The sequence below is a fragment of the Rugamonas sp. DEMB1 genome (genome assembly GCF_029834475.1).
GTDB classification, from domain to species: domain Bacteria; phylum Pseudomonadota; class Gammaproteobacteria; order Burkholderiales; family Burkholderiaceae_D; genus Rugamonas; species Rugamonas rubra.
Map to the genome: position 1 here is coordinate 3,573,909 of NZ_CP122407.1, position 19,142 is coordinate 3,593,050.

Below are 19,142 nucleotides of genomic sequence, written 5' to 3' on the forward strand. Positions count from 1 at the left end.
AGAAGGAGACACCATGAACACCGTCACACAGAAGAAAAAAATCCCCAAACGCCGCTGGGGCATCGGCGCCCTGCTCGGCATGGGCGTACTGATCAACTACATCGACCGCATCGGCCTGTCCGTCGCCGCGCCGCAGATCAAGGAGATGTTCGACCTGACGCCGGTCGAGCTGGGCCTGCTGTTCAGCGCCTTCGCCTGGTCCTACTCGCTGCTGCAAATTCCGGTCGGTATGGTGATCGACCGCTTCGGCCCGACCCGCGTCGGCCGCTGGGGCGCCTTCCTGTGGGGCGTGGCCTCGGTCATCACCGCCTTCTCCAGCGGCTTCGCCGGCATCTTCTTCGCCCGCATCCTGCTCGGCGTGGCCGAGGCGCCCGCCTTCCCGGTCAGCGCCAAGGCCACCGGCTACTGGTTCCCGCGCGGCGAGCGCGGCATGGCCACGGCGATCTTCGACGCCGCCGCCAAGTTCTCCAACGTCATCGGCGTGCCGCTGATCGCCGTCACCATCGTCACCTTCGGCTGGCGCTGGGGCTTCGGTCTGACCGCCCTGCTCAGCTTCAGCTACTTCATCGCCTTCTTCGTGCTGTACCGCGACCCGAGCGCCGACCCCAAGCTGTCGAAGGAGGAGCTGCACTACATCCAGTCCGGCGGCGCCTCGCCGGAAGGCCCGTCCGAGGCGGGCGCCGTCAACATGCTCGGCTATCTGTTGACCAAGTCCAAGGTCTGGGGCCTGACCATCGGCTTCGCCGCCTACGGCTACTCCTTCTACCTGTTCCTCACCTGGCTGCCCGGCTACCTGGTGCAGACCATGCACATGAGCATACTGAAATCGGCCGGCTTCGCCGCCATCCCCTGGGCCGTGGCCACCGCCACCGACCTGTTCGTTGGCGGCTGGCTGATCGACCATCTGATCGCCAAGGGCAAGGACGAGTCCGTCGTGCGTAAAAGCGTACTGATCATCGGCATGCTGTTCGGCCTGGCCGTGTTCGGCGCCACCCAGACCACCGACCCGGTCTGGGCCATCGTCTGGATCTCGATCGCCCTGGGCGGCCTGGCCTCGGCCGCGCCGGTCGGCTGGTCGCTGCCCTCGCTGATCGCCCCCAAGGGCGGCGCCGGCACCATCGGCGGCATCATGAACTTCGCCAACAACCTGATGGGCGCTGCCGCGCCGATCGTCACCGGCGTGATCGTCGGCGCCACCAACTCCTTCGCCAACGCCTTCCTGGTGGCCGGCGTGATCCTGGTGATCGGCATCATCTCCTTCGTCTTCGTGCTCGGCAAGATCGAACCGATCCCCGATCCCGCACCGGCCGCACCGGCGCCCGCACCGGCGCGCTGATTTTCCCAGCGGCGCAAGCCCGGCGCCAAGCGGCGAACACAGCCGTCTATGGGCCGGGCCGGCGCCCGCCCTTCCCTTCCTTTCCGGAGACACTCGTATGACACAACGCATCCCTGCGGCGGCAGCGCTCGCCCTGATTTTCTGCGGCTCGGCCGCAGCCCAAAGCAATGTTGCATTCTATGGCGTGATGGACGTCGGCATCTCGCAGGACCGTGGCGGCGTCGCCGGCAGCGCCACCCGGCTGACCAGCGGCATGGCCACGCAGAGCCGCTGGGGCTGGCGCGGCAGCGACTACCTGGGCGGCGGCATGGCAGCCTTCTTCGTGCTCGAGGGCGGCATTCACGCAGACAACGGCAGCTCGACGCAGAGCAACACCCTGTTCGGCCGCAACAGCGCCGTCGGCCTGCGCGGCAACTTCGGCGCCGTCTCGCTGGGCCTGCAGGACACGCCGCTGTTCACCACCCTCAACACCGTGGTCGATCCCTTGCGCAACGGCATCGCCCGCTCGAACAACCTGATGGCGGCGACCGCCTTCCGCGCCAGCAACTCCATCCTCTACCGCAGCAACGCCGTCAACGGCTTCAGCGCCGACGCCATGCTTGTGGCCGGCGAGGTGGCCGGCGACAACGCCGCCGGCCGCGCCATGGGCGGCTCGGTCGGCTACAGCAACGGCCCGCTGACCGTGCGCCTGGCCTACCACCACCGCAACAACGACACGGCCAGCCTGCTCAACACCGAGTCGGCGCGCAACACCCTGCTCGGCGCCAACTACGACTTCGGCGCGGCCAAGGCCTACTTCGGCTTCGGCGTCGACAAGGGCCTGAACAGCTCGACCTTGAACAACGCGGCGGCCACCTTCGGCGGCAAGGCGCCAACGGCCTCGACCGACAGCAACTCCCTGCAGCTGGGCCTGTCCGTGCCGCTGGGCGCCAGCACCGTGGTGGCAAGTTATGTGCGCAAGAACGACAAGGGCGCGCTGAACCAGGACGCCCAGCAGTTCGCGCTGGCGTATATGTACGCGCTGTCGAAGCGCACCGACGTCTACACCTCCTACGCGCTGATCCGCAACCAGAACGGCGCCGCCTACACCGAGGGCAACAGCGAGGAGCCGGGCACCGGCAACAAGCAGTTCACCGCCGGCCTGCGCCACCGCTTCTAAGCTGCGGCTATTGAAAATCAAAAAGGGCGCGCCACCGTCGACCGGTGGCGCGCCCTTCTATTTGTTCCTTGCAGCCGGCGAACTCAGGCCGCGCCGGCCTTGCGCCGGCGGCGGGCGTGTTTCGGGTCGGCGACCAGCGGGCGGTAGATTTCCACCCGGTCGTGTTCGCGCAGCACCGTGTCGAGCGTCTTCTTCTTGCTGAAGATGCCGACCGGCATGGTCGCCAGGTCGATCTCCGGCGCCTCGGCCAGCAGGCCGCTGGCGGCGACGGCCTGCTCCAGCGTGGTGCCGGCCTCGACCGTCAAGTCGCGCAGCCATTGCGCGGTGGCGCCGGCGAAACACACCTGCACCTGGATTAGCTCAGCCATACACCGTCTCCGCCCGTTTGCAGAAGCAATCGACCATGCTGTTGGCGATCATGCCGAACACCGGGCCGATCAGTTGCTCCAGTATGATGCTGGAAAACTCGTAGTGCAGGTCCAGCTCGATCTTGCAGGCGTCCTCGCGCAGCGCCTTGAAGGTCCAGGTGCCGTCGAGGGTCTTGAAAGGACCGTCCACCAGCCGCATCTTGATGCTGGTCGAGGGCGTGTTGACGTTGGATGTGGTAAAACTCTGGCGTATGCCGTGGTAATGGATGCCCAGGCTGGCCACCACCGTGTTCTCGCCCCGCTCCTTGACCTCGACACCGCCGCACCATGGCAGAAATTTGGGGTAATCCTCGACCTTGGCCACCAGATCGAACATTTGTTCCGCGCTGTATCCCAGGAAAACCGATTTATGTACTACTGCCATTGTGTAACCGTTTGCTATGATGTTGAATTATTCGCGACTTTTGGCGCGAAACAGTAGTTTAACCGACCCGCGCCTACTATTTACCATCTCATGACCATAGCTGATAACAAAAAAGCCTTCCACGACTACTTCATCGAGGACCGCTACGAAGCGGGCATCGTGCTGGAGGGGTGGGAAGTCAAGGCCATCCGCGACGCCCGCGTGCAGATCAAGGAAGCCTACGTCACCATCCGTGGCGACGAGCTGTTCCTGTTCGGTGCCCACATCAGCGCCCTGCCGACCGCCTCCACCCACATCCACCCGGAGGCCGTGCGCACCCGCAAGCTGCTGCTGCACCGCACCGAGATGGACAAGCTGATCAGCAAGGTCGAGCGCTCCGGCTACACCCTGGTGCCGCTCAACCTGCACTACAAGGGCGGCCGCGTCAAATGCGAGATCGGCCTGGCCAAGGGCAAGAAGATGCACGACAAGCGCGCCACCGAGCGCGACCGCGACGGCGCCCGCGAAGTCGCCGCGGCGATGAAGCAAAACCGCCGCTAAGCTACCCGGCGCCGGGCGCGGCGCCCGGCCGCAGCGCCGCCGTGCCGGGCCGCCGGCCGGCCCGGGCGGTGTGTTTAGTCTGTCCGAAGCGCACAAAGCGCAAGCTTTTGTTCTGTTGTGAATTTCCAAATAGAAACATCCGTGCTACACTGGCCGGAGGAAATTACCCTTTTTCGCCCCGGCAAGCCGGGGGTAGAATGGGCTGTTCACTTTAGACTTTGACGAGGGCATGATGGTGCTGAAAACCGGAGCAGCGATAGTGGCCGGCCTGATCTTGGCCGGATGTGCGGCGCGCTTCTCGCCCGTGCCGCAGGCGACCAACTTCCCCGCCAGCCAGCAGGTCAAGCTGCAGGCGGCCAGCCACTGGGGCACGATCGCCGGGCATATCGAGAAAAACATGCTGGCCGAGCTGAAGAAGAATCCGCCGCGTCCGCTGTTCATCAACGAGGCGCCCAACCCCAGCCCCTTCCAGCGCGCGCTGAACACCCAGCTGATCACCTCGCTGGTCAACGACGGCTACACGGTGTCCAAATCGGCCGCCGGCTCGCTGAAGATCGACCTCGACGTGCAGGCCGTCACCTTCACCGCCGACCGGCCGCAATACCGCTACCATGGCGAGCACGGCGCGCTGGCCGCCGGCGTCTTCGTGCTGAGCGAGATCGAGCCGCCGCTGCTGCTGGCCGCAGCCGCCGGCGTCGGCGCCCAAGACGCCTACTCCTGGTTCAACGACCAGTTCGCGCCCGGCGCCACGCCGCGCACCGAGCTCATCATTACAGTGTCCGTGTCGGACCAGTACCGCTACTTCGCGCGCAACACCTCGGCCTACTATGTGACCGACAGCGACCGCGTGCTGTACGGCATCATCGACAAGGAACCCGAGCTGCCCCAATTGAGCAAGACCTACCAGCTGCGCGGAGAACGCTAAATGACGAAAAAACTGGCCTCCCTGTCCGTACTGGCCCTGCCGCTGCTGCTGGCGGCCTGCTCGACCACGCCGAAGGACGAGCCGAATTATTCGACCATCTCGTCGAACCAATTTATCGCCTCGAACTACAAGGCGGCCGACACCCTGCTGCAGCAGCTGAGCGGCAAGCTGACCGCCGACAAGCCGCTGATCATGGCCACCGTGGTCAACATCGACGCGCTCGAGCAGACCACCACGCTGGGCCGCCTGGTGTCGGAGGAAATCTCCACCCGGCTGTCGCAGGGCGGCCTGAACATGTTGGAGATGAAGCTGCGCAACAGCGTCTACATGAAGCGCAACCAGGGCGAGCTGATGCTCACCCGCGAAATCGGCGACGTGGCGCAGACCCACCACGCCCAGGCCATCGTGGTCGGTTCCTACGCCGAAACCAGCGACATGGTGTTCATCAACATCAAGGTGATCCAGCCCAACACCAACTTCGTGCTGGCCGGACACGACTACGTGCTGGCCAAGGAGGGCATCGTGCGCTCCATGCTGCTGCGCAACTGATTAGCGCCGACGGACGCGGCCGGCGCCCGTGCGGCTAGTCGGCCTCGTCGCAGTCCACCGGCGGCGGCGCAGGCCGCCCCGCCAGCCGTTTCGACAGAATGGTGTTGTACAAATCCTTGGGCGAGCGCTTGCCCAATTCCTGCAAATCCCGATAGTTGGCCAGAAAGTCCAGGATGCTCGGCCGTAGCGGCTGGGCCCGCAGGTCGCGCCCCGACTTGAGCTTGCGCTCCAGATCCAGCTTGGTCAGTTCCAGCGCGTGCTTGCGCCACTCCGCCTCGCGGTCCTGGCGGTCGCGCGCGCCCAGCATGGGCGTGACCAGCAGCTTGCCGATCAGCGCGGCGAGCACCGCGCCGCTGGCGCCGGCCAGCGCGGCCAGCGCCGCCAGCACGCCCGGCGTCAGCTTGGCCAGTTCGGCGAGAAAATTTTGCATGCGCTGTGCTCCATGAGGTGGCGCAGTCAGCGGGTGGCGCCCACCAGCACGCCGCCCGCGCTGGGGTCGGGGGTGCCGACACGGAAGGTGCGTTGCGCCAGGGCGCCGTCGGCGTCGCGCGCCACCACCCACAGCTCGGAGCCGCGCGCGCCGGACGGAATGAACACCATCTCGTGGCAGGGAGGATCGTCGCAGTCCTCGTGCATCAGCGGCGCGCCGTCGACGTAGACCTCGATGTGGATGGGCCGCGCGCCGTCGCTGACGACGAAGTGGAACTGCCCGCCGGCAAACGCTTCGTTCAAATTGTTGATGTCCATAGGGCCTCCCGTGTCAGCACAGGTATAGCGCAAACGGGACGGCGAACTTAGACAAAAGCCAAAGCGGCGCGGCTTTTCGGCGCTATTCGCCCGCGACCGGCGCCAGCCCCAGCCGCCGAACCAGACCCGGCAGAACCGATTCGGCCGACAGCTGCACTTTCAGCGCCAGCAACTCGTCGGCCCGCGTCTTGCCGACGTTGATGGCGACGATGGGCTTGCCGGACTCGGCCGCCAGCTTGCAGAAGCGGAAACCGGAAAACACCATCAGCGAGGAGCCCACCACCAGCAGCGCGTCGGCCTGCTCCAGCATGGCCAGCGCGGCGGCGGTGCGCGGCGGCGGCACGTTGTCGCCGAAGAAGACCACGTCCGGCTGCAACGTGCCGCCGCAGTGGCGGCAGCACGGCGGCCGGAAGTCGTCCAGCGCGTCCGGCTCGATCTGCGCGTCGCCGTCCGGCAAGGGCCGCGCCAGCGCCCGCGCCAGGGCCGGGTTGGCCGCGACCAGCGCCGCCTGGATCGCCGCGCGCGGATGCTCGGCGCGGCAGTCGAGGCAGACCACGCCGTGGATGTTGCCGTGCAGCTCGATCAAACGGCGGCTGCCGGCGCGCTGGTGCAGGCCGTCGACGTTCTGCGTGATCAGGCCGCCCAGCGCCCCGCCCTGCTCCAGCGCCGCCAGCGCCAGATGGCCGGCGTTCGGCGCCGCCCGCGCCAGCGTCGGCCAGCCGACCATGCTGCGCGCCCAGTAGCGCCGGCGCACCGCCTCGCAGCGGCGGAACTCCGGCCCCTGCACCGGCAGGCGGCCGCGCCGCACGCCGTCCTGGTCGCGGTAGTCGGGAATGCCGGAGGCCGTGCTCATGCCGGCGCCGGTCAGCGCCAGCACGCGGGGATGCGCTTGCAGGAAGGCGGCCAGCGGCGCCAGATGGTCGATACGGTCGATGTCGCTCATAGGCCTTCATGCTAACACCAAGCGGCGCGGCGGACCGTGGCGCCGGGCGGGCCGGTGCTGGTGTAGTGTCGGGACAGATTGTGCGCCCGGCCTTGAACCAGCCAGTACGGCCGCATCGACTTGCACTAAGCGCCACATCGGCCATGGGGGCGGCTTGCGCCCCGCAAGCCAGCCCCATGCCGTCTATCCATGGCATGTGCCCGCCGGCAAGCGGCGGCGGCGGGCGCACCGCGCCGGCGCGGCGCCGAGCGGCGCCACGCCCGGCAAACCGACTTCACTCGGCGGCCGGCGCCACCAGGTCCGCCGCGAGCGACTCCCTTCTTGCAATGCACCAACGTCACTTGCAAAATGGAATTAGTGCCTTTTTTACAACGTCGTGAAATGTCTTTTTGACAAACCTCAAGCGCAGGCGTAGCGTCGGAAATCCGATGAATCAACCTTAAAGGAAAATCATGTCCCGCCCACTTAGCCTGTTCATGCCCTGCCTGCCCGGCACCAGCCTGAAAGAAGTTGCCTCCACCCTTGATGAGGCCCGTACGGAGATCGACACCGCCTTTGAGAAAATCGGCACCGTCCACTTCTCCCGCCTCCTGATGCTCGACCGTTCGCAGCCCAACCTGTTGCCGAAATCGGGCACGGATATCTCGGACAACCTGGTCGTCGGCGTCTTCACCGAATACGACGGCGACTTCAACGCCTATATCTCCGACTTCGCCACCCAGTTAGGCCCGGTCTTCGACGCGCTGCTCGGCTTCGTCGTCGGCGGCAAGGCGCTGATCCCGGTGGCGGACCATGTGCAGGGCTTCCAAGACTACATCACCGTCAACGATGCCTCGCAGCACGCCCCCAATGAAGGATTCTACGAATCCTACAAGCAAACGGTGCAGAAGATTCTTGCCGTTTTCCCCCAGACTAAACCCTAAGCCCCCACCCTTCCTGCGGGCGCCGCACCGGCGCAGCCGGTGTCCCCCCGGCGCCCGCCCCTCGCCCACAGTTTCCACCGGAGACCCAGCATGGCCGATTCCGCCATCAATTTCGCCAACGTCCAGGGCACCATCCTGCGCGGCTACCGCGTCGACCTGGCGCGCCACTTCGTCCTCAGTATCGGCGACCCGGCCGGCGCGCGCGCGCTGATCACCGCGCTGGTCGATGGCAGCGGCGGCCTGCCCGCCGTCACCACGGCCATGCGCGTCGAACCCAAGCCGCCCTGCTTCCTCAACCTCAGCTTCAGCTACACCGGCCTGGCCGCGCTGGGCCTGGGCGCGGACCAGATGGAAGACTTCGACCGCACCTTCAAGAACGGTGCCGCCGACGCCGATACAGCGCGGCGCATCGGCGACACCGGCAGCAGCGCGCCGCAATACTGGCTGGGCGGACTGGGCGACAGCGCCCAGGTGCACATGCTGCTCAGCATCTGGGTCACCGACTCGCACGAGGTGCTCGAGTCGGTCAGCGCCCAGCTGCGCGCCGCCTGGACCGGCAGCCTGCGCGAGCTGTACGTGCAGGACGCCACCGCCCTGCCCGACAACAAGGTCCACTTCGGCTACCGCGACAGCATCGCCCAGCCCAAGGTCAAAGGTGCGCCCGACGCCAAGCGCATGGTGCCGGACGACCAGCCGGAGGTGGCAACCGGCGAGTTCCTGCTCGGCTACGTCAACCAGGGCGGCGGAACATACCGGGTTTCACCTGACGAGCTAACGAAAGACAGCAGCTACGCCGCCTTCCGCATCCTCGAGCAGGATGTCGCCGCCTTCGACGCCATGCTTGAAACATACGCCGGCCAGACCGGCCTGTCGAGCGAGATGGTGGCCGCCAAGTTCTGCGGCCGCTGGCGCAACGGCAATCCGCTGGAGCTGGCGCCCGAGGTCGAGGGGCCGGTGCTGCCCGACGAACAGCTCAACAACTTCAACTACGTCACGACCGAGCTCGCCACCGACGACACCCTGGGCCTGAAGTGCCCGATCGGCTCGCACATCCGCCGCAACAACCCGCGCGACGGCAAGGTCAACGGCACAGACGCCGACCACCACCGCATCGTGCGCCGGGCCATGCCCTACGGCCCCGCCTACGACCCGGCCAAGCCCGACCAGCCGCCGCGCGGCCTAGTCGGCTACTTCATCAACGCCAGCCTGAGCAACCAGTTCGAGTTCATCACCAGCCAGTGGAACAACCAGTCGGAATTCGTCCAGGCCGACACCGGGCCGGGCGGCGCGAAATACGGCAACGCCGCCTTCAACATCAGCGGTCAGGACGTGTTCAGCGGCGTCAACGATCCGGCCACCAGTTCCTTCACCTTCGCCGGCAAGGCTCCGGGCGCCGGCAACACGGAGGTCGGCGGCTTCGGCCGCACCATCGTCACGCGCGGCAGCGTCTACTGCTTCTTCCCCAGCATCAGCGGCCTGCGCTACCTGGCCGCCATGGGCTGAGCCAAGCCGCCGGCCAAAGCAAAAACGCCGCCTTCCCAGCCAAGGGAAGACGGCGTTCTAGGCGCCCTGCTGCGGCGCTGCCTCAGCGCCCCGTCGAGACGGGGAAACTGAAGCCGGCGGGATACTCGTGGTAGCCGTCGAAGTCCTGCTTGCCGATCGGCACGCCCTGGCTGCGCAGGATCGCGTACGCCGTCACCAGGTGGAAGAAGAAGTTCGGCAGCGCGTAGCCGAGCACGAAGTCGCGCCCGACAAAGTTGCGCTTCGCCATGCCGGCCGTGGTCTGCACCTCGAGCGCCTCGCCGGCGTTGATGGCGTCGGCCGGCACCTGGCCCAGGAAGGCCAGCGTGGCGTCGATGCGCTCGCTCAGCGCCGGCCAGTCCTGCTCGCCGCCGGCCAGCGCCGGCACCTCGACGCCCAGCAGCGGGCAACAGGCGCGCAGCGTGAAGCCGCAGGCGATGGTCACCTGCTGGGCGAAGCCGAACATGCCCTCGGCCAGCGCCGCCCGCAACAGCGGCTTGCCGCTGCGCCGCTCGTGGTTCTCGGCCGCGTCCAGCGTCTGCCGCAGGCAATACAGATAGTGCTCGAACACCGGCACCGAGGCGCCGTACAGGCTCGTGCCCACGGCCGCTCCTGGCGTGGATGAACGCTCAGCCGACATTGACCCGCCCCTTCAACTCGGCCACCGAGGCGGTCCAGTCGGCGTAGTGTTCGCTGTCGGCCCACATCTCGCGCAGCTCGGACTGCTCGGCCAGGATGCGCTCGATCACCTGGTGCGCCTTGGCCGCCAGATCCGGCCGCGCCTTTTGCGGGCGCTGCTCGACCCAGGCGTCGACCGCCTCGCTCTCCTCGTTGCGCAGGCCCCAATGGCCCTGCAGCCGGGCGATCACTTCGATCGCCACCAACGCCTCGGCGGCGAACGGCGCCTCCAGATAGGCGCCGCCGTTGTCGAGCACGTTGTCGAGGGTGTTCTCCACCGCCTCCAGGTTTTTCGTCTCCTGCAGGTTCCTCCGCCCAGTCCAGCGCGTAGTCGTTGCCAAAGGCGTCCACTGCCCAAGTTCCCATATTCCACTCCTTGTCGAAGGCGGCCTTGCCGCCTTTGTTTTTGCGCCGGACCGGCCGCCTATTTTTGCGTCTTGACCACCTGCATCGCGGTGGCGATCAGGCCGCTCATCTCGCCCAGGTTGGCCGGGATGATGATCGAGTTGTTGGTCTTGGCCAGGTTGGCGAAGGCGCCCACGTACTGCTCGGCCACCTTCAGGTTGACCGCGTCGGCGCCGCCCGGCGACTGGATCGCCGCGCCCACTTCGCGCAGCGCGGCGGCGGTGGCGTCGGCCAGCGCGACGATGGCGGCGGCCTGCCCCTCGGCGCGGTTGATGGCCGCCTGCTTCTCGCCCTCGGAACGGGCGATCGAGGCCTCGCGCTCGCCGGTGGCGATGTTGATCTGCTCCTGCTTGCGGCCTTCCGAGGCGGCGATCAGCGCGCGCTTCTCGCGCTCGGCGGTGATCTGCGCCTGCATCGCGTGCAGGATCTCCTTCGGCGGCGTCAGGTCCGTTGATCTCGTAGCGCAACACCTTGACGCCCCAGTTGGCGGCCGACTCGTCGATCGCGTTGACGATGGCGGTGTTGATGTGGTCGCGTTCCTCGAAGGTCTTGTCCAGCTCCATGCGGCCGATCACCGAACGCAGCGTGGTCTGCGCCAGCTGGGTGATGGCGGCGATGTAGTTCGACGAGCCGTAGGAGGCGCGCTTGGCGTCGGTGATCTGGAAATACAAGATGCCGTCGACCTGCAGCTGCGTGTTGTCGCGCGTGATGCAGACCTGCGGCGGCACGTCGAGCGGGATCTCCTTGAGCACGTGCTTGTAGGCGATGCGGTCGACGAAGGGCACCACGATGTTCAGGCCGGGGCCCAGCGTGGCGTGGAACTTGCCCAGCCGTTCCACCACCCAGGCGTGCTGCTGCGGCACCACGTTGATGGTCTTGAACACGAACACCAGGGCGAGGATGAACAGGATGAATGTGACGTTACCTAAGCTAAATTCCATTGCGTACTCTCCAGGTTGAAAACGGTTTTGCCGCTGTCGCGCGACGACGGCTGCGGCGGTGCTGGCGGCCTCAGGCGGCCACCACCAAGCGGCTGCCGCGCACCTCTCGGATGGTGAACTGGCCGGGCGCCGGCTGGCCGCCGGGCGCCAGGTCGACGTCCCACATGGCGCCGCGATACATCACCCGCGCCGAACCCTCGTGCCAGTGGGCCACGTGCACGGTCTGGCCGATGTCCATGTTGACGTTGGGGTCGCGCGCCGGGTCGCCGCGCTCGGGCCGGCCGTACTTGCTGCGCCACAGCAGGCCGGTGGCCACGACGCCGACCGCGGCCGCCACCAGCATCTGGCCCGGCGCTTGCAGCCCGGCCAGCGCGGCCACGCCGCCGCAGGCCACGCCGATGGAAATCATCAGCAAGTAAAAGGTGCCGGTGAACAGCTCGAAAATCACGAGCACGCCCGCCGCCACCAGCCATGTCATCCAGTCCGCCATGATGCCTCCTTCGATGCGCAAGCACTTGCGCTTTTGAAAAACAAAAACCCCCGCTGCCCGCAACGGGCGACGAGGGTCTTTACTGCGATTCGGTAAGTATTGATGGTGTTTTTATTGGTCGACACTATGTAAGCAGTCTAACGCAAATCCGGCCCGCGTCAACTTCTTCTTGTTCGATTTTCACCATTTCCTACTTAACAATATCTTTGCGCAGCCTTATTTCTGTTGCAGCGAGGCCAATTTCTGCCAAGTGTCGATGACCGAGTCCGGGTTCAAGGACATCGACTCGATGCCCTCGCCCATCAGCCATTCGGCGAAGTCCGGGTGGTCCGAAGGGCCCTGGCCGCAGATGCCGATGTACTTGCCCTGCGCGCGGCAGGCCTTGATCGCCATCGACAGCAGCGCCTTGACCGCAGGGTCGCGCTCGTCGAAGTCGGCCGCCAGCAGCGCCATGCCGGAATCGCGGTCCAGGCCCAGGGTCAGCTGGGTCAGGTCGTTGGAACCGATCGAGAAGCCGTCGAAGTATTGCAGGAACTGGTCGGCCAGGATCGCGTTCGACGGCACTTCGCACATCATGATCAGGCGCAGACCGTTTTCGCCGCGCTTCAGGCCGTTCTTGGCCAGCAGGTCGACCACCTTCTCGGCCTGGCCCAGGGTACGCACGAACGGCACCATGATCTCGACGTTGGTCAAGCCCATGTCGTTGCGCACGCGCTTCATGGCCAGGCATTCCATCTCGAAGGACTCGGCGAAGTCCGGCGACAGGTAGCGCGCCGCGCCACGGAAGCCCAGCATCGGGTTTTCCTCGTCCGGCTCGTAGCGCGAACCGCCGATCAGCTTCTTGTACTCGTTCGACTTGAAGTCGGACAGGCGCACGATCACCGGCTTGGGCCAGAAGGCCGCGGCGATGGTGGCGATGCCCTCGGCCAGCTTGTCGATGTAGAAGGCCTTCGGCGAGGCGTGGCCACGGGCCACCGACTCGACCGCTTTTTTCAGGTCGGCGTCGATGTTCGGGTATTCCAGAATCGCCTTCGGGTGCACGCCGATGTTGTTGTTGATGATGAACTCGAGACGGGCCAGGCCGACGCCACCGTTCGGCACCGACTGGAAGTCGAAGGCCAGCTGCGGATTGCCGACGTTGAGCATGATCTTGACCGGCAGCGGCGGCAGTTCGCCGCGCGCCACTTCGGACACCTCGGTTTCCAGCAGGCCGTCGTAGATCTTGCCCTCGTCGCCTTCGGCGCAGGACACGGTGACGAAGGTGCCGTCCTTCAGGATGTCGGTGGCGTTGCCGCAACCCACAACCGCCGGCACGCCCAGCTCGCGCGCGATGATCGCCGCGTGGCAGGTGCGGCCGCCACGGTTGGTGACGATGGCGGCGGCGCGCTTCATGACCGGTTCCCAGTTAGGGTCGGTCATGTCGGCCACCAGCACGTCGCCCGGCTGCACGCGTTCCATGTCGGCCGGGTCGGTGATGACGCGGACCGGACCGGCGCCGATCTTCTGGCCGATGGCGCGGCCCGAGGTCAGCACGGTGCCGCTCGATTTCAGTTTGAAGCGCTGCTGCGCGTCGGTCGACTTCTGCTGCGACTTGACCGTCTCCGGACGCGCCTGCAGGATGTACAGCTTGCCGTCGCGGCCGTCCTTGCCCCACTCGATGTCCATCGGACGACCGTAGTGGTTCTCGATGATGACGGCGTACTTGGCCAGCTCGACGACTTCGTTGTCGTCCAGCGAGTAGCGGTTGCGCATCTCGACCGGCACGTCGACGGTCTTGACCGAGCGGCCGGCCTTGGCTTCGTTGGTGAATTCCATCTTCAGCAGCTTGGAGCCGATGTTGCGGCGGATCACGGGCGACTTGCCCAGTTCCAGCATCGGCTTGTGGACGTAGAACTCGTCGGGATTGACCGCGCCCTGCACCACCGTCTCGCCCAGGCCGTAGCTGGAGGTGACGAAGACCACGTCCTTGAAGCCGGACTCGGTGTCGATGGTGAACATCACGCCGGCCGCGCCCAGATCGGAGCGGACCATGCGCTGCACGCCGGCCGACAGGGCCACCTCGGCGTGGGTGAAGCCCTTGTGCACGCGGTAGGAGATGGCGCGGTCGTTGTACAGCGAGGCGAACACCTGCTTCATCGCGTCGAGCACGTTGTCGATGCCGACCACGTTGAGGAAGGTCTCCTGCTGGCCGGCGAACGAGGCGTCCGGCAAGTCTTCGGCGGTGGCCGAGGAACGCACGGCGAACGACATTTCGGTGCTCGAATCGGCCACCAGTTTTTCGTAGAAGGATTGGATTTCCGTCGCCAGGCGCGGCTGGAACGGGGTCTCGACGATCCATTGACGGATCTCGGCGCCGGCCAGGGCCAGCGAACGCACGTCGTCGATGTTCAGGCCGGCCAGACGGTCGGCGATGCGCTCGGCCAGCGGCTTGCCGCCGTTGGCGCTGTACGACAGGAAGTCGCGGAAGGCCTGCGCCGTGGTGGCGAAACCGCCCGGCACGCGCACGCCGGCCGTGGCCAGCTGGCTGATCATTTCGCCCAGGGAGGCGTTCTTACCGCCGACGGATTCGACATCCGTCATGCGCAATGTTTCGAACGAGGCAACGTACACCGCCTCGCCCGTCTGCTCCTGCTGCTCCTTCAATGCTGCGTTGGAAATGCTGGTCATAATGACACCCTTACTTGATGATAGAAATCTTCCCGCGAGGCGCCGACATTCAATCTTGTTATTCTTAGCGTCGTGCAGCACAATCTTACCGTTGGCAGACATTTTACAGCCTGCAGCGCAAATTGACGATTCACAATACTTAATTGACGATTAACCTGGCACCCAAATGACCCAAGAACAACGCCCGCCCCTGCCCAACGCCGCCCGCACGGTATTTTTCGTATCGGATGGCACCGGTATCACGGCAGAGACCTTCGGCCACTCCGTGCTGACGCAGTTCGAGTTGCGCTTCCGCCAGATCCGCCTGCCCTTCATCGACACCCTCGACAAGGCGCACGACGCGGCGCGCAAGATCAACGAGGCCTTCGCCGCCGACGGCCAGCGCCCGATCATCTTCTCGACCCTGGTCAAGAGCGACCTGTCGGCGGTGATCCGCAACTGCAAGGGTCTGCACATGGACTTGATCCAGACCTTCGTCGCGCCGCTCGAGCAGGAGCTGGGCGTCAAGTCGACCCACACCATCGGCCGCTCGCACAACATCGTCGACAGCGAGGAGTACAAGAACCGCATCGAGGCGATCAACTTCTCGCTGGCGCACGACGACGGCCAGTCGCACAAGAATTTGTCCTCGGCCGACGTGATCCTGGTCGGCGTGTCGCGCTCGGGCAAGACGCCGACCAGCTTGTACCTGGCCATGCAGTACGGCATCAAGGCGGCCAACTACCCGCTGATCCCGGACGACTTCGAGCGCGGCCGCCTGCCCTCCTCGCTGTACGAGTTCAAGAGCAAGATCTTCGGCCTGACCATCACCGCCGAGCGCCTCGCCGAGATCCGCAACGAGCGCCGCGCCGGCAGCAAGTACGCCTCCATCGAGAACTGCCGCTACGAGGTCAACGAGGCCGAAATGATGATGAAGCGCGAAGGCATCCGCTGGCTGTCGTCGACCGCCAAGTCGATCGAGGAGATCTCCACCACGATCCTGCAGGAGATCAAGCCGAACCGGCGGGATTACTAGGGTTGACTGCGACGGCGCGCCGGTCGCGCTGGCCGCAGCAGCACAATTCAATTGGGTGCTTGAGTTCCCTTGTACGCCTGGAGGACGACACGATTCTCTAGCTCATTGCCGAATGAGCGCATTATGCCGATGGTGTTCTCTGCAATATCATCCATATCATCAAACGCAACCATGGTATCTTCCCCGTGTGCGATGGAGTTCCGGCGTTTAAGCAGAATGACGTCAATGAATGTGGAGCTGTCTTCAAACAAGGCCACCGACACGCCGCACACTAGGCAGATATCGGCGAATACGTTGAAGTTCAGATTGGCCTTGGTGTTGATCAGATCATCGTTCACGTGGGTAAATCTACGCTCGGAACAATCCAGCACCTCATCAACGAGGGTGCAGCGCTCGGCAACGCTAATTTTTGACGTGGCAAGCGCAGCGAGTCGCGGCAAAAAATAGTTCCGCAAGAACTGTCGATCGAGCGCACTGTACGGGATTTTCCTTAGCGCAATGTGCTCGAAATATTTTCTTGCAGAAAATTTGACGTAGCCCTCCCAATGCGCGTAACAAATGGCAACCAGTGCTCGCAACAGCACCTTTCGCATGTTGCCATCGCCCCTCTTGATCGCCAATTTAAGGTCTGATATCTCCCTGATGCGCCAGTTCCTATCGGCCGTAATCTGCGCGGAGAATTCGCTCTCCGAGTAGGGTTTGCTCATGGGCGGAACCATGCCTCACCAAACGGAACCGTACGTTGGATTCTCACTGTGCCGCGGAGACCGAGCGAGGTAAAGGTCGCCACCTCTGGCTGCTCCCAGAATGCCTCCATCTTCTGCTTTATAAATTCCTTGGCTTGGTTCGCGCCAAGAGCTTGGATTGCATCAAGGTTCTTTGCCACGCCAACGGCGATACCCTCCAAACCGGCGAGAACAACCTTACCAATATATTGACCATTGCTAAAACGTCGAAGTGCGTTAGCCCCGGCCACGTCGTTCAGCAGTTGGAAAGTTCTGTTGATCAAATTTAGCGCACTGACCTGATCCCCTACGGTAGCCAAGTTAACGATACCTTCGTCAATAAATTCCTCGACATCCAAACGACCGTCATATGGTACTCCCGCGTGAACGAGAAAGCGCATAGCCAATTCCAGGTGCCTCTGTTTCTCCACCTGATCTTCGCCGACCGATATGACATTCCGGAATGCAGCATGATCGGCGGCGGTTTTCACGGCGCGGAAGTAGTCACCGTTAATCATCAGCACAATGCAATTCCGAAGCTCCTGAGCATTTGCCTGTGTCCCCCCAGCATTTAGCCGCTGAAAAAGGTCGTACTTCGTCTGGTCGTCACTGGGACGCTTCAGGATCTCAACTCCAAGTCTGCTTCGACGGATGGCAAGCTGCTGTGTTTTGTCGATGGGGCGCTGATCATTCACAGCTACGTCCAGAATGCGATCCGATGTTTCCCACACGGCATTGTGAAGCGAGGGAGATACTTGGTCGCCGCCAGAACAGACTGTGGATATAGCCCCCCCGAAGGGTTGCGCAAAGCCCCCATGAATTCAAGTATGGTCGAAACTCGCTGTAAGCCATCAACGAGTTCCCACTTTCCGTCCTCCCGCTCAAAGACAAAAATCGAGGGCAGCGGTATCCCTAATAGCAACGACTCGATCAGTTTTGACTTCTGGCCAATGTCCCACCGAAACAATCGCTGAAATTCCGGATCAATAATGATCTCTTCGTTACCGTACATGGTAATGATCTCACCAATAGACATTTGGTAAGCGTCAGTCCGCACGAGGCGCTGTGCAACCTCAATCTCTTTGACAAGCATCTTTGAAATCCTATAAAAGCTTCAGTTGGAACGTTTAAACGAGGGGCAATTCATCACACATACATCAACAACTTCGCGCCGTCGAGGCTCAAATCACCCTTGGGTGGCACACGCGGAAAGTCCGGCGCGCGGTTCATACCGGGCTGACTTCGGCCAGAACCTGCTCGCGGAATTTCACCGGCAAGTCGCCCGGCGTTGATACATCTACCGCGACGCCAAGAAGCTCCGCCAACGCAATTTGCAGGCCACCCAGATCAAACAGCGTAGTTCCGGGCAAGGCGTCGACCAGCAGGTCTAGGTCGCTCCCTTCGTGGTCCATGCCATGCAAGACCGAGCCGAACACGCGCGGATTGACGGTACGGTATCGTTGCACCAGCGCGCGGACCAACTCGCGCTTAGCCTCCAAGGCCATCGACGGTTTCATCGTCTTCGTTCCAAAGGGTTCACTGGCTCATTATATGCGCCACGCTGCGCTTAGCAATCTTGTCAGAAGAACTGCCGCCAATCCGCCAACCAGCCGGGGAACTCCTCCACCGGCATCGGCTTGGCGATGTAGTAGCCCTGCGCGTAGGTGCAGCCCAGGCCCTGCAGGAAGTCCCAGTCCTGCTTGGTCTCCACCCCCACCGCCACCGAGCGCCGCTCCAGGCTGCGCGCCAGCCCCAGGCAGGAGCGCAGCACCGTGCCGATCGGCCGGCGCTTGGCGGCGCCGTCGACGAAGCTGCGGTCGATCTTCAATTCGGTGAAGGGGATGCGCGCCAGCAGCTGCAGGTTGGAGCGGCCGGTGCCGTAGTCGTCGATGGCCAGGCCGAAGCCCAGCATGCGCAGGCGCAGCAGGCGTTCGAGGAAGTGCGGCTCGGTGATCAGTACGGCCGACTCGGTCATCTCGAAGGTGATGTAGTCGGCCAGCAGATCGTGCCGCTCCAGGCAGGCCTTGATCTGCTCGATGAACTGCGGATGCGCCAGCGTGCCCTGGTCGACATTGATCGACATCGAAATCGGGATGCCCTGCTGGTGCAGGCCGCGGCAGGCCGCGACCGATTTTTCGATCATGCTCCAGTCGAGGAAGTCGATGCGGCCGTTGGCCTCCAGCGCGCCGAAGAAGGCGGCCGGACCGAGCACGCCGTGTTGCGGATGGTGCCAGCGGGCGAACATCTCCAGTCCCTTGACCTGGCCGCTGGCCAGCTCGATCATCGGTTGGAAGTGGGGTTCGAATTCGCGCGCCTGCAGGCCGCGCCCGACCTCGGCGAAGGAGAAGCTCAGCGCCGAGCGGCGCAGCTCGTTGCGCCTCTCCGGCGGCACGTAGTTGGCCAGCAGCGCCTCCAGCCGCGCCTCCGTGACCGGCTTGGCGATGCTGCCGAGCAGATTGACGCCGTAGGCCATGGCCATGGTCTCGACCGAAAACAACAGTTCGGCGCTCTGCTCGCCGGTGACGATGACGCCGGCCTGGGCCCGCCCCTCGCCCAGCCGGCGGATCAGCTCCAGCCCGTCCATGCCCGCCAGCGCGAGGTCGACAATGGCGATCTGCGGCGCCGGCGCGATGTCGGTATCGAACAGGCTGAAGGCGCTGTGGCCGTCGGCCGCCTCGCTGACGTTGACGGCACCGAGCTCGCGCAGCATGGCGAGCAGCGCCTGCCGCTGTCCGGCATCGCCCTCGGCGACCAGAAAGTGCAACTGCGCGTTGTCCATGGACTGC

At 64.5% G+C, this 19,142-nt stretch carries 22 protein-coding genes and 1 pseudogene; 8 read left to right on the plus strand and 15 right to left on the minus strand.

Features of this window, described 5'->3' with window-relative positions:
• Positions 1 to 13: 13 nt before the first annotated feature.
• Positions 14 to 1,336, plus strand: coding sequence for an MFS transporter (locus QC826_RS16140; protein WP_279761554.1), 1,323 nt, complete (start codon positions 14 to 16; stop codon positions 1,334 to 1,336).
• A gap of 97 nt (positions 1,337 to 1,433) precedes the next feature.
• Positions 1,434 to 2,495: a porin gene (locus QC826_RS16145; protein WP_279761555.1), complete on the plus strand. Its 1,062-nt coding sequence runs from the start codon at positions 1,434 to 1,436 to the stop codon at positions 2,493 to 2,495.
• An 83-nt stretch (positions 2,496 to 2,578) separates the two neighbouring features.
• On the opposite strand, the gene QC826_RS16150 is transcribed toward QC826_RS16145, so the two are convergent.
• A complete protein-coding gene (locus tag QC826_RS16150) occupies positions 2,579 to 2,863 on the minus strand; it encodes an RnfH family protein (protein ID WP_279761556.1) in 285 nt (94 codons plus the stop codon).
• Positions 2,856 to 3,287, minus strand: a complete 432-nt coding sequence (locus QC826_RS16155) for a type II toxin-antitoxin system RatA family toxin (RefSeq protein WP_279761557.1) — start codon at positions 3,285 to 3,287, stop codon at positions 2,856 to 2,858. The genes QC826_RS16150 and QC826_RS16155 overlap by 8 nt, the downstream gene beginning before the upstream one ends.
• A 90-nt stretch (positions 3,288 to 3,377) precedes the next feature.
• On the opposite strand from QC826_RS16155, the gene smpB reads away from it, so the two are divergent.
• The 3 genes from smpB to QC826_RS16170 all read left to right on the plus strand — a co-directional run bounded on the left by smpB (position 3,378) and on the right by QC826_RS16170 (position 5,301).
• Positions 3,378 to 3,827 carry an SsrA-binding protein SmpB gene (gene smpB, locus QC826_RS16160; protein ID WP_093383605.1) on the plus strand — a complete coding sequence of 150 codons (450 nt, stop codon included), beginning with the start codon at positions 3,378 to 3,380 and terminating at the stop codon, positions 3,825 to 3,827.
• Between the two features lie 229 nt (positions 3,828 to 4,056).
• Entirely contained in the window at positions 4,057 to 4,752 is a 696-nt protein-coding gene (locus QC826_RS16165; protein ID WP_279761558.1) for a hypothetical protein, read from the plus strand.
• A complete protein-coding gene (locus QC826_RS16170; RefSeq protein ID WP_093383607.1) occupies positions 4,753 to 5,301 on the plus strand; it encodes a FlgO family outer membrane protein in 549 nt (182 codons plus the stop codon).
• Between the two features lie 34 nt (positions 5,302 to 5,335).
• Here the strand turns inward: QC826_RS16170 and QC826_RS16175 are convergent, their stop codons facing one another.
• The 3 genes from QC826_RS16175 to QC826_RS16185 form a co-directional block, all read right to left on the minus strand.
• Positions 5,336 to 5,731 carry a hypothetical protein gene (locus QC826_RS16175; RefSeq protein WP_279761559.1) on the minus strand — a complete coding sequence of 132 codons (396 nt, stop codon included), beginning with the start codon at positions 5,729 to 5,731 and terminating at the stop codon, positions 5,336 to 5,338.
• 26 nt (positions 5,732 to 5,757) lie between these two features.
• Positions 5,758 to 6,048, minus strand: coding sequence for a hypothetical protein (locus QC826_RS16180; protein WP_279761560.1), 291 nt, complete (start codon positions 6,046 to 6,048; stop codon positions 5,758 to 5,760).
• Between the two features lie 82 nt (positions 6,049 to 6,130).
• Positions 6,131 to 6,991, minus strand: a complete 861-nt coding sequence (locus QC826_RS16185) for an NAD-dependent protein deacetylase (protein ID WP_279761561.1) — start codon at positions 6,989 to 6,991, stop codon at positions 6,131 to 6,133.
• Between the two features lie 452 nt (positions 6,992 to 7,443).
• On the opposite strand from QC826_RS16185, the gene QC826_RS16190 reads away from it, so the two are divergent.
• Positions 7,444 to 7,914 (plus strand): hypothetical protein, encoded by a 471-nt coding sequence (locus QC826_RS16190; RefSeq protein WP_279761562.1) that lies wholly within the window; start codon positions 7,444 to 7,446, stop codon positions 7,912 to 7,914.
• 90 nt (positions 7,915 to 8,004) lie between these two features.
• A complete protein-coding gene (locus QC826_RS16195; RefSeq protein WP_279761563.1) occupies positions 8,005 to 9,417 on the plus strand; it encodes a hypothetical protein in 1,413 nt (470 codons plus the stop codon).
• Positions 9,418 to 9,499: 82 nt separating this feature from the next.
• Here QC826_RS16195 and QC826_RS16200 read toward each other — a convergent pair whose 3' ends face one another.
• From QC826_RS16200 to ppsA, 5 genes and pseudogenes are all read right to left on the minus strand, one after another.
• A complete protein-coding gene (locus QC826_RS16200) occupies positions 9,500 to 10,039 on the minus strand; it encodes a DUF1993 family protein (RefSeq protein ID WP_279761564.1) in 540 nt (179 codons plus the stop codon).
• 25 nt (positions 10,040 to 10,064) lie between these two features.
• Positions 10,065 to 10,454 (minus strand): DUF4259 domain-containing protein, encoded by a 390-nt coding sequence (locus QC826_RS16205; protein ID WP_279761565.1) that lies wholly within the window; start codon positions 10,452 to 10,454, stop codon positions 10,065 to 10,067.
• An 83-nt stretch (positions 10,455 to 10,537) separates the two neighbouring features.
• Positions 10,538 to 11,459 (minus strand): annotated as a pseudogene (locus tag QC826_RS16210) (SPFH domain-containing protein).
• A 70-nt stretch (positions 11,460 to 11,529) separates the two neighbouring features.
• Positions 11,530 to 11,949: an NfeD family protein gene (locus QC826_RS16215; RefSeq protein ID WP_279761566.1), complete on the minus strand. Its 420-nt coding sequence runs from the start codon at positions 11,947 to 11,949 to the stop codon at positions 11,530 to 11,532.
• A gap of 216 nt (positions 11,950 to 12,165) precedes the next feature.
• Complete coding sequence (gene ppsA / locus QC826_RS16220; RefSeq protein ID WP_279761567.1) at positions 12,166 to 14,616, minus strand: phosphoenolpyruvate synthase; 2,451 nt, start codon at positions 14,614 to 14,616, stop codon at positions 12,166 to 12,168.
• Between the two features lie 166 nt (positions 14,617 to 14,782).
• On the opposite strand from ppsA, the gene QC826_RS16225 reads away from it, so the two are divergent.
• Positions 14,783 to 15,631, plus strand: coding sequence for a pyruvate, water dikinase regulatory protein (locus QC826_RS16225; protein WP_093383630.1), 849 nt, complete (start codon positions 14,783 to 14,785; stop codon positions 15,629 to 15,631).
• Between the two features lie 47 nt (positions 15,632 to 15,678).
• On the opposite strand, the gene QC826_RS16230 is transcribed toward QC826_RS16225, so the two are convergent.
• From QC826_RS16230 to QC826_RS16250, 5 genes are all read right to left on the minus strand, one after another.
• Positions 15,679 to 16,338: an MAE_28990/MAE_18760 family HEPN-like nuclease gene (locus tag QC826_RS16230; RefSeq protein WP_279761568.1), complete on the minus strand. Its 660-nt coding sequence runs from the start codon at positions 16,336 to 16,338 to the stop codon at positions 15,679 to 15,681.
• Positions 16,335 to 17,051 carry a hypothetical protein gene (locus QC826_RS16235; RefSeq protein ID WP_279761569.1) on the minus strand — a complete coding sequence of 239 codons (717 nt, stop codon included), beginning with the start codon at positions 17,049 to 17,051 and terminating at the stop codon, positions 16,335 to 16,337. Before QC826_RS16235 ends, QC826_RS16230 begins: the two co-directional genes overlap by 4 nt.
• Positions 17,052 to 17,053: 2 nt before the next feature.
• On the minus strand, positions 17,054 to 17,449 hold the full coding sequence (locus tag QC826_RS16240; RefSeq protein WP_279761570.1) for a DUF262 domain-containing protein: 396 nt from the start codon (positions 17,447 to 17,449) through the stop codon (positions 17,054 to 17,056).
• Between the two features lie 133 nt (positions 17,450 to 17,582).
• Complete coding sequence (locus tag QC826_RS16245) at positions 17,583 to 17,873, minus strand: nucleotidyltransferase family protein (protein ID WP_279761571.1); 291 nt, start codon at positions 17,871 to 17,873, stop codon at positions 17,583 to 17,585.
• Positions 17,874 to 17,935: 62 nt separating this feature from the next.
• Positions 17,936 to 19,135, minus strand: coding sequence for an EAL domain-containing protein (locus tag QC826_RS16250; protein ID WP_279761572.1), 1,200 nt, complete (start codon positions 19,133 to 19,135; stop codon positions 17,936 to 17,938).
• Positions 19,136 to 19,142: the final 7 nt, after the last annotated feature.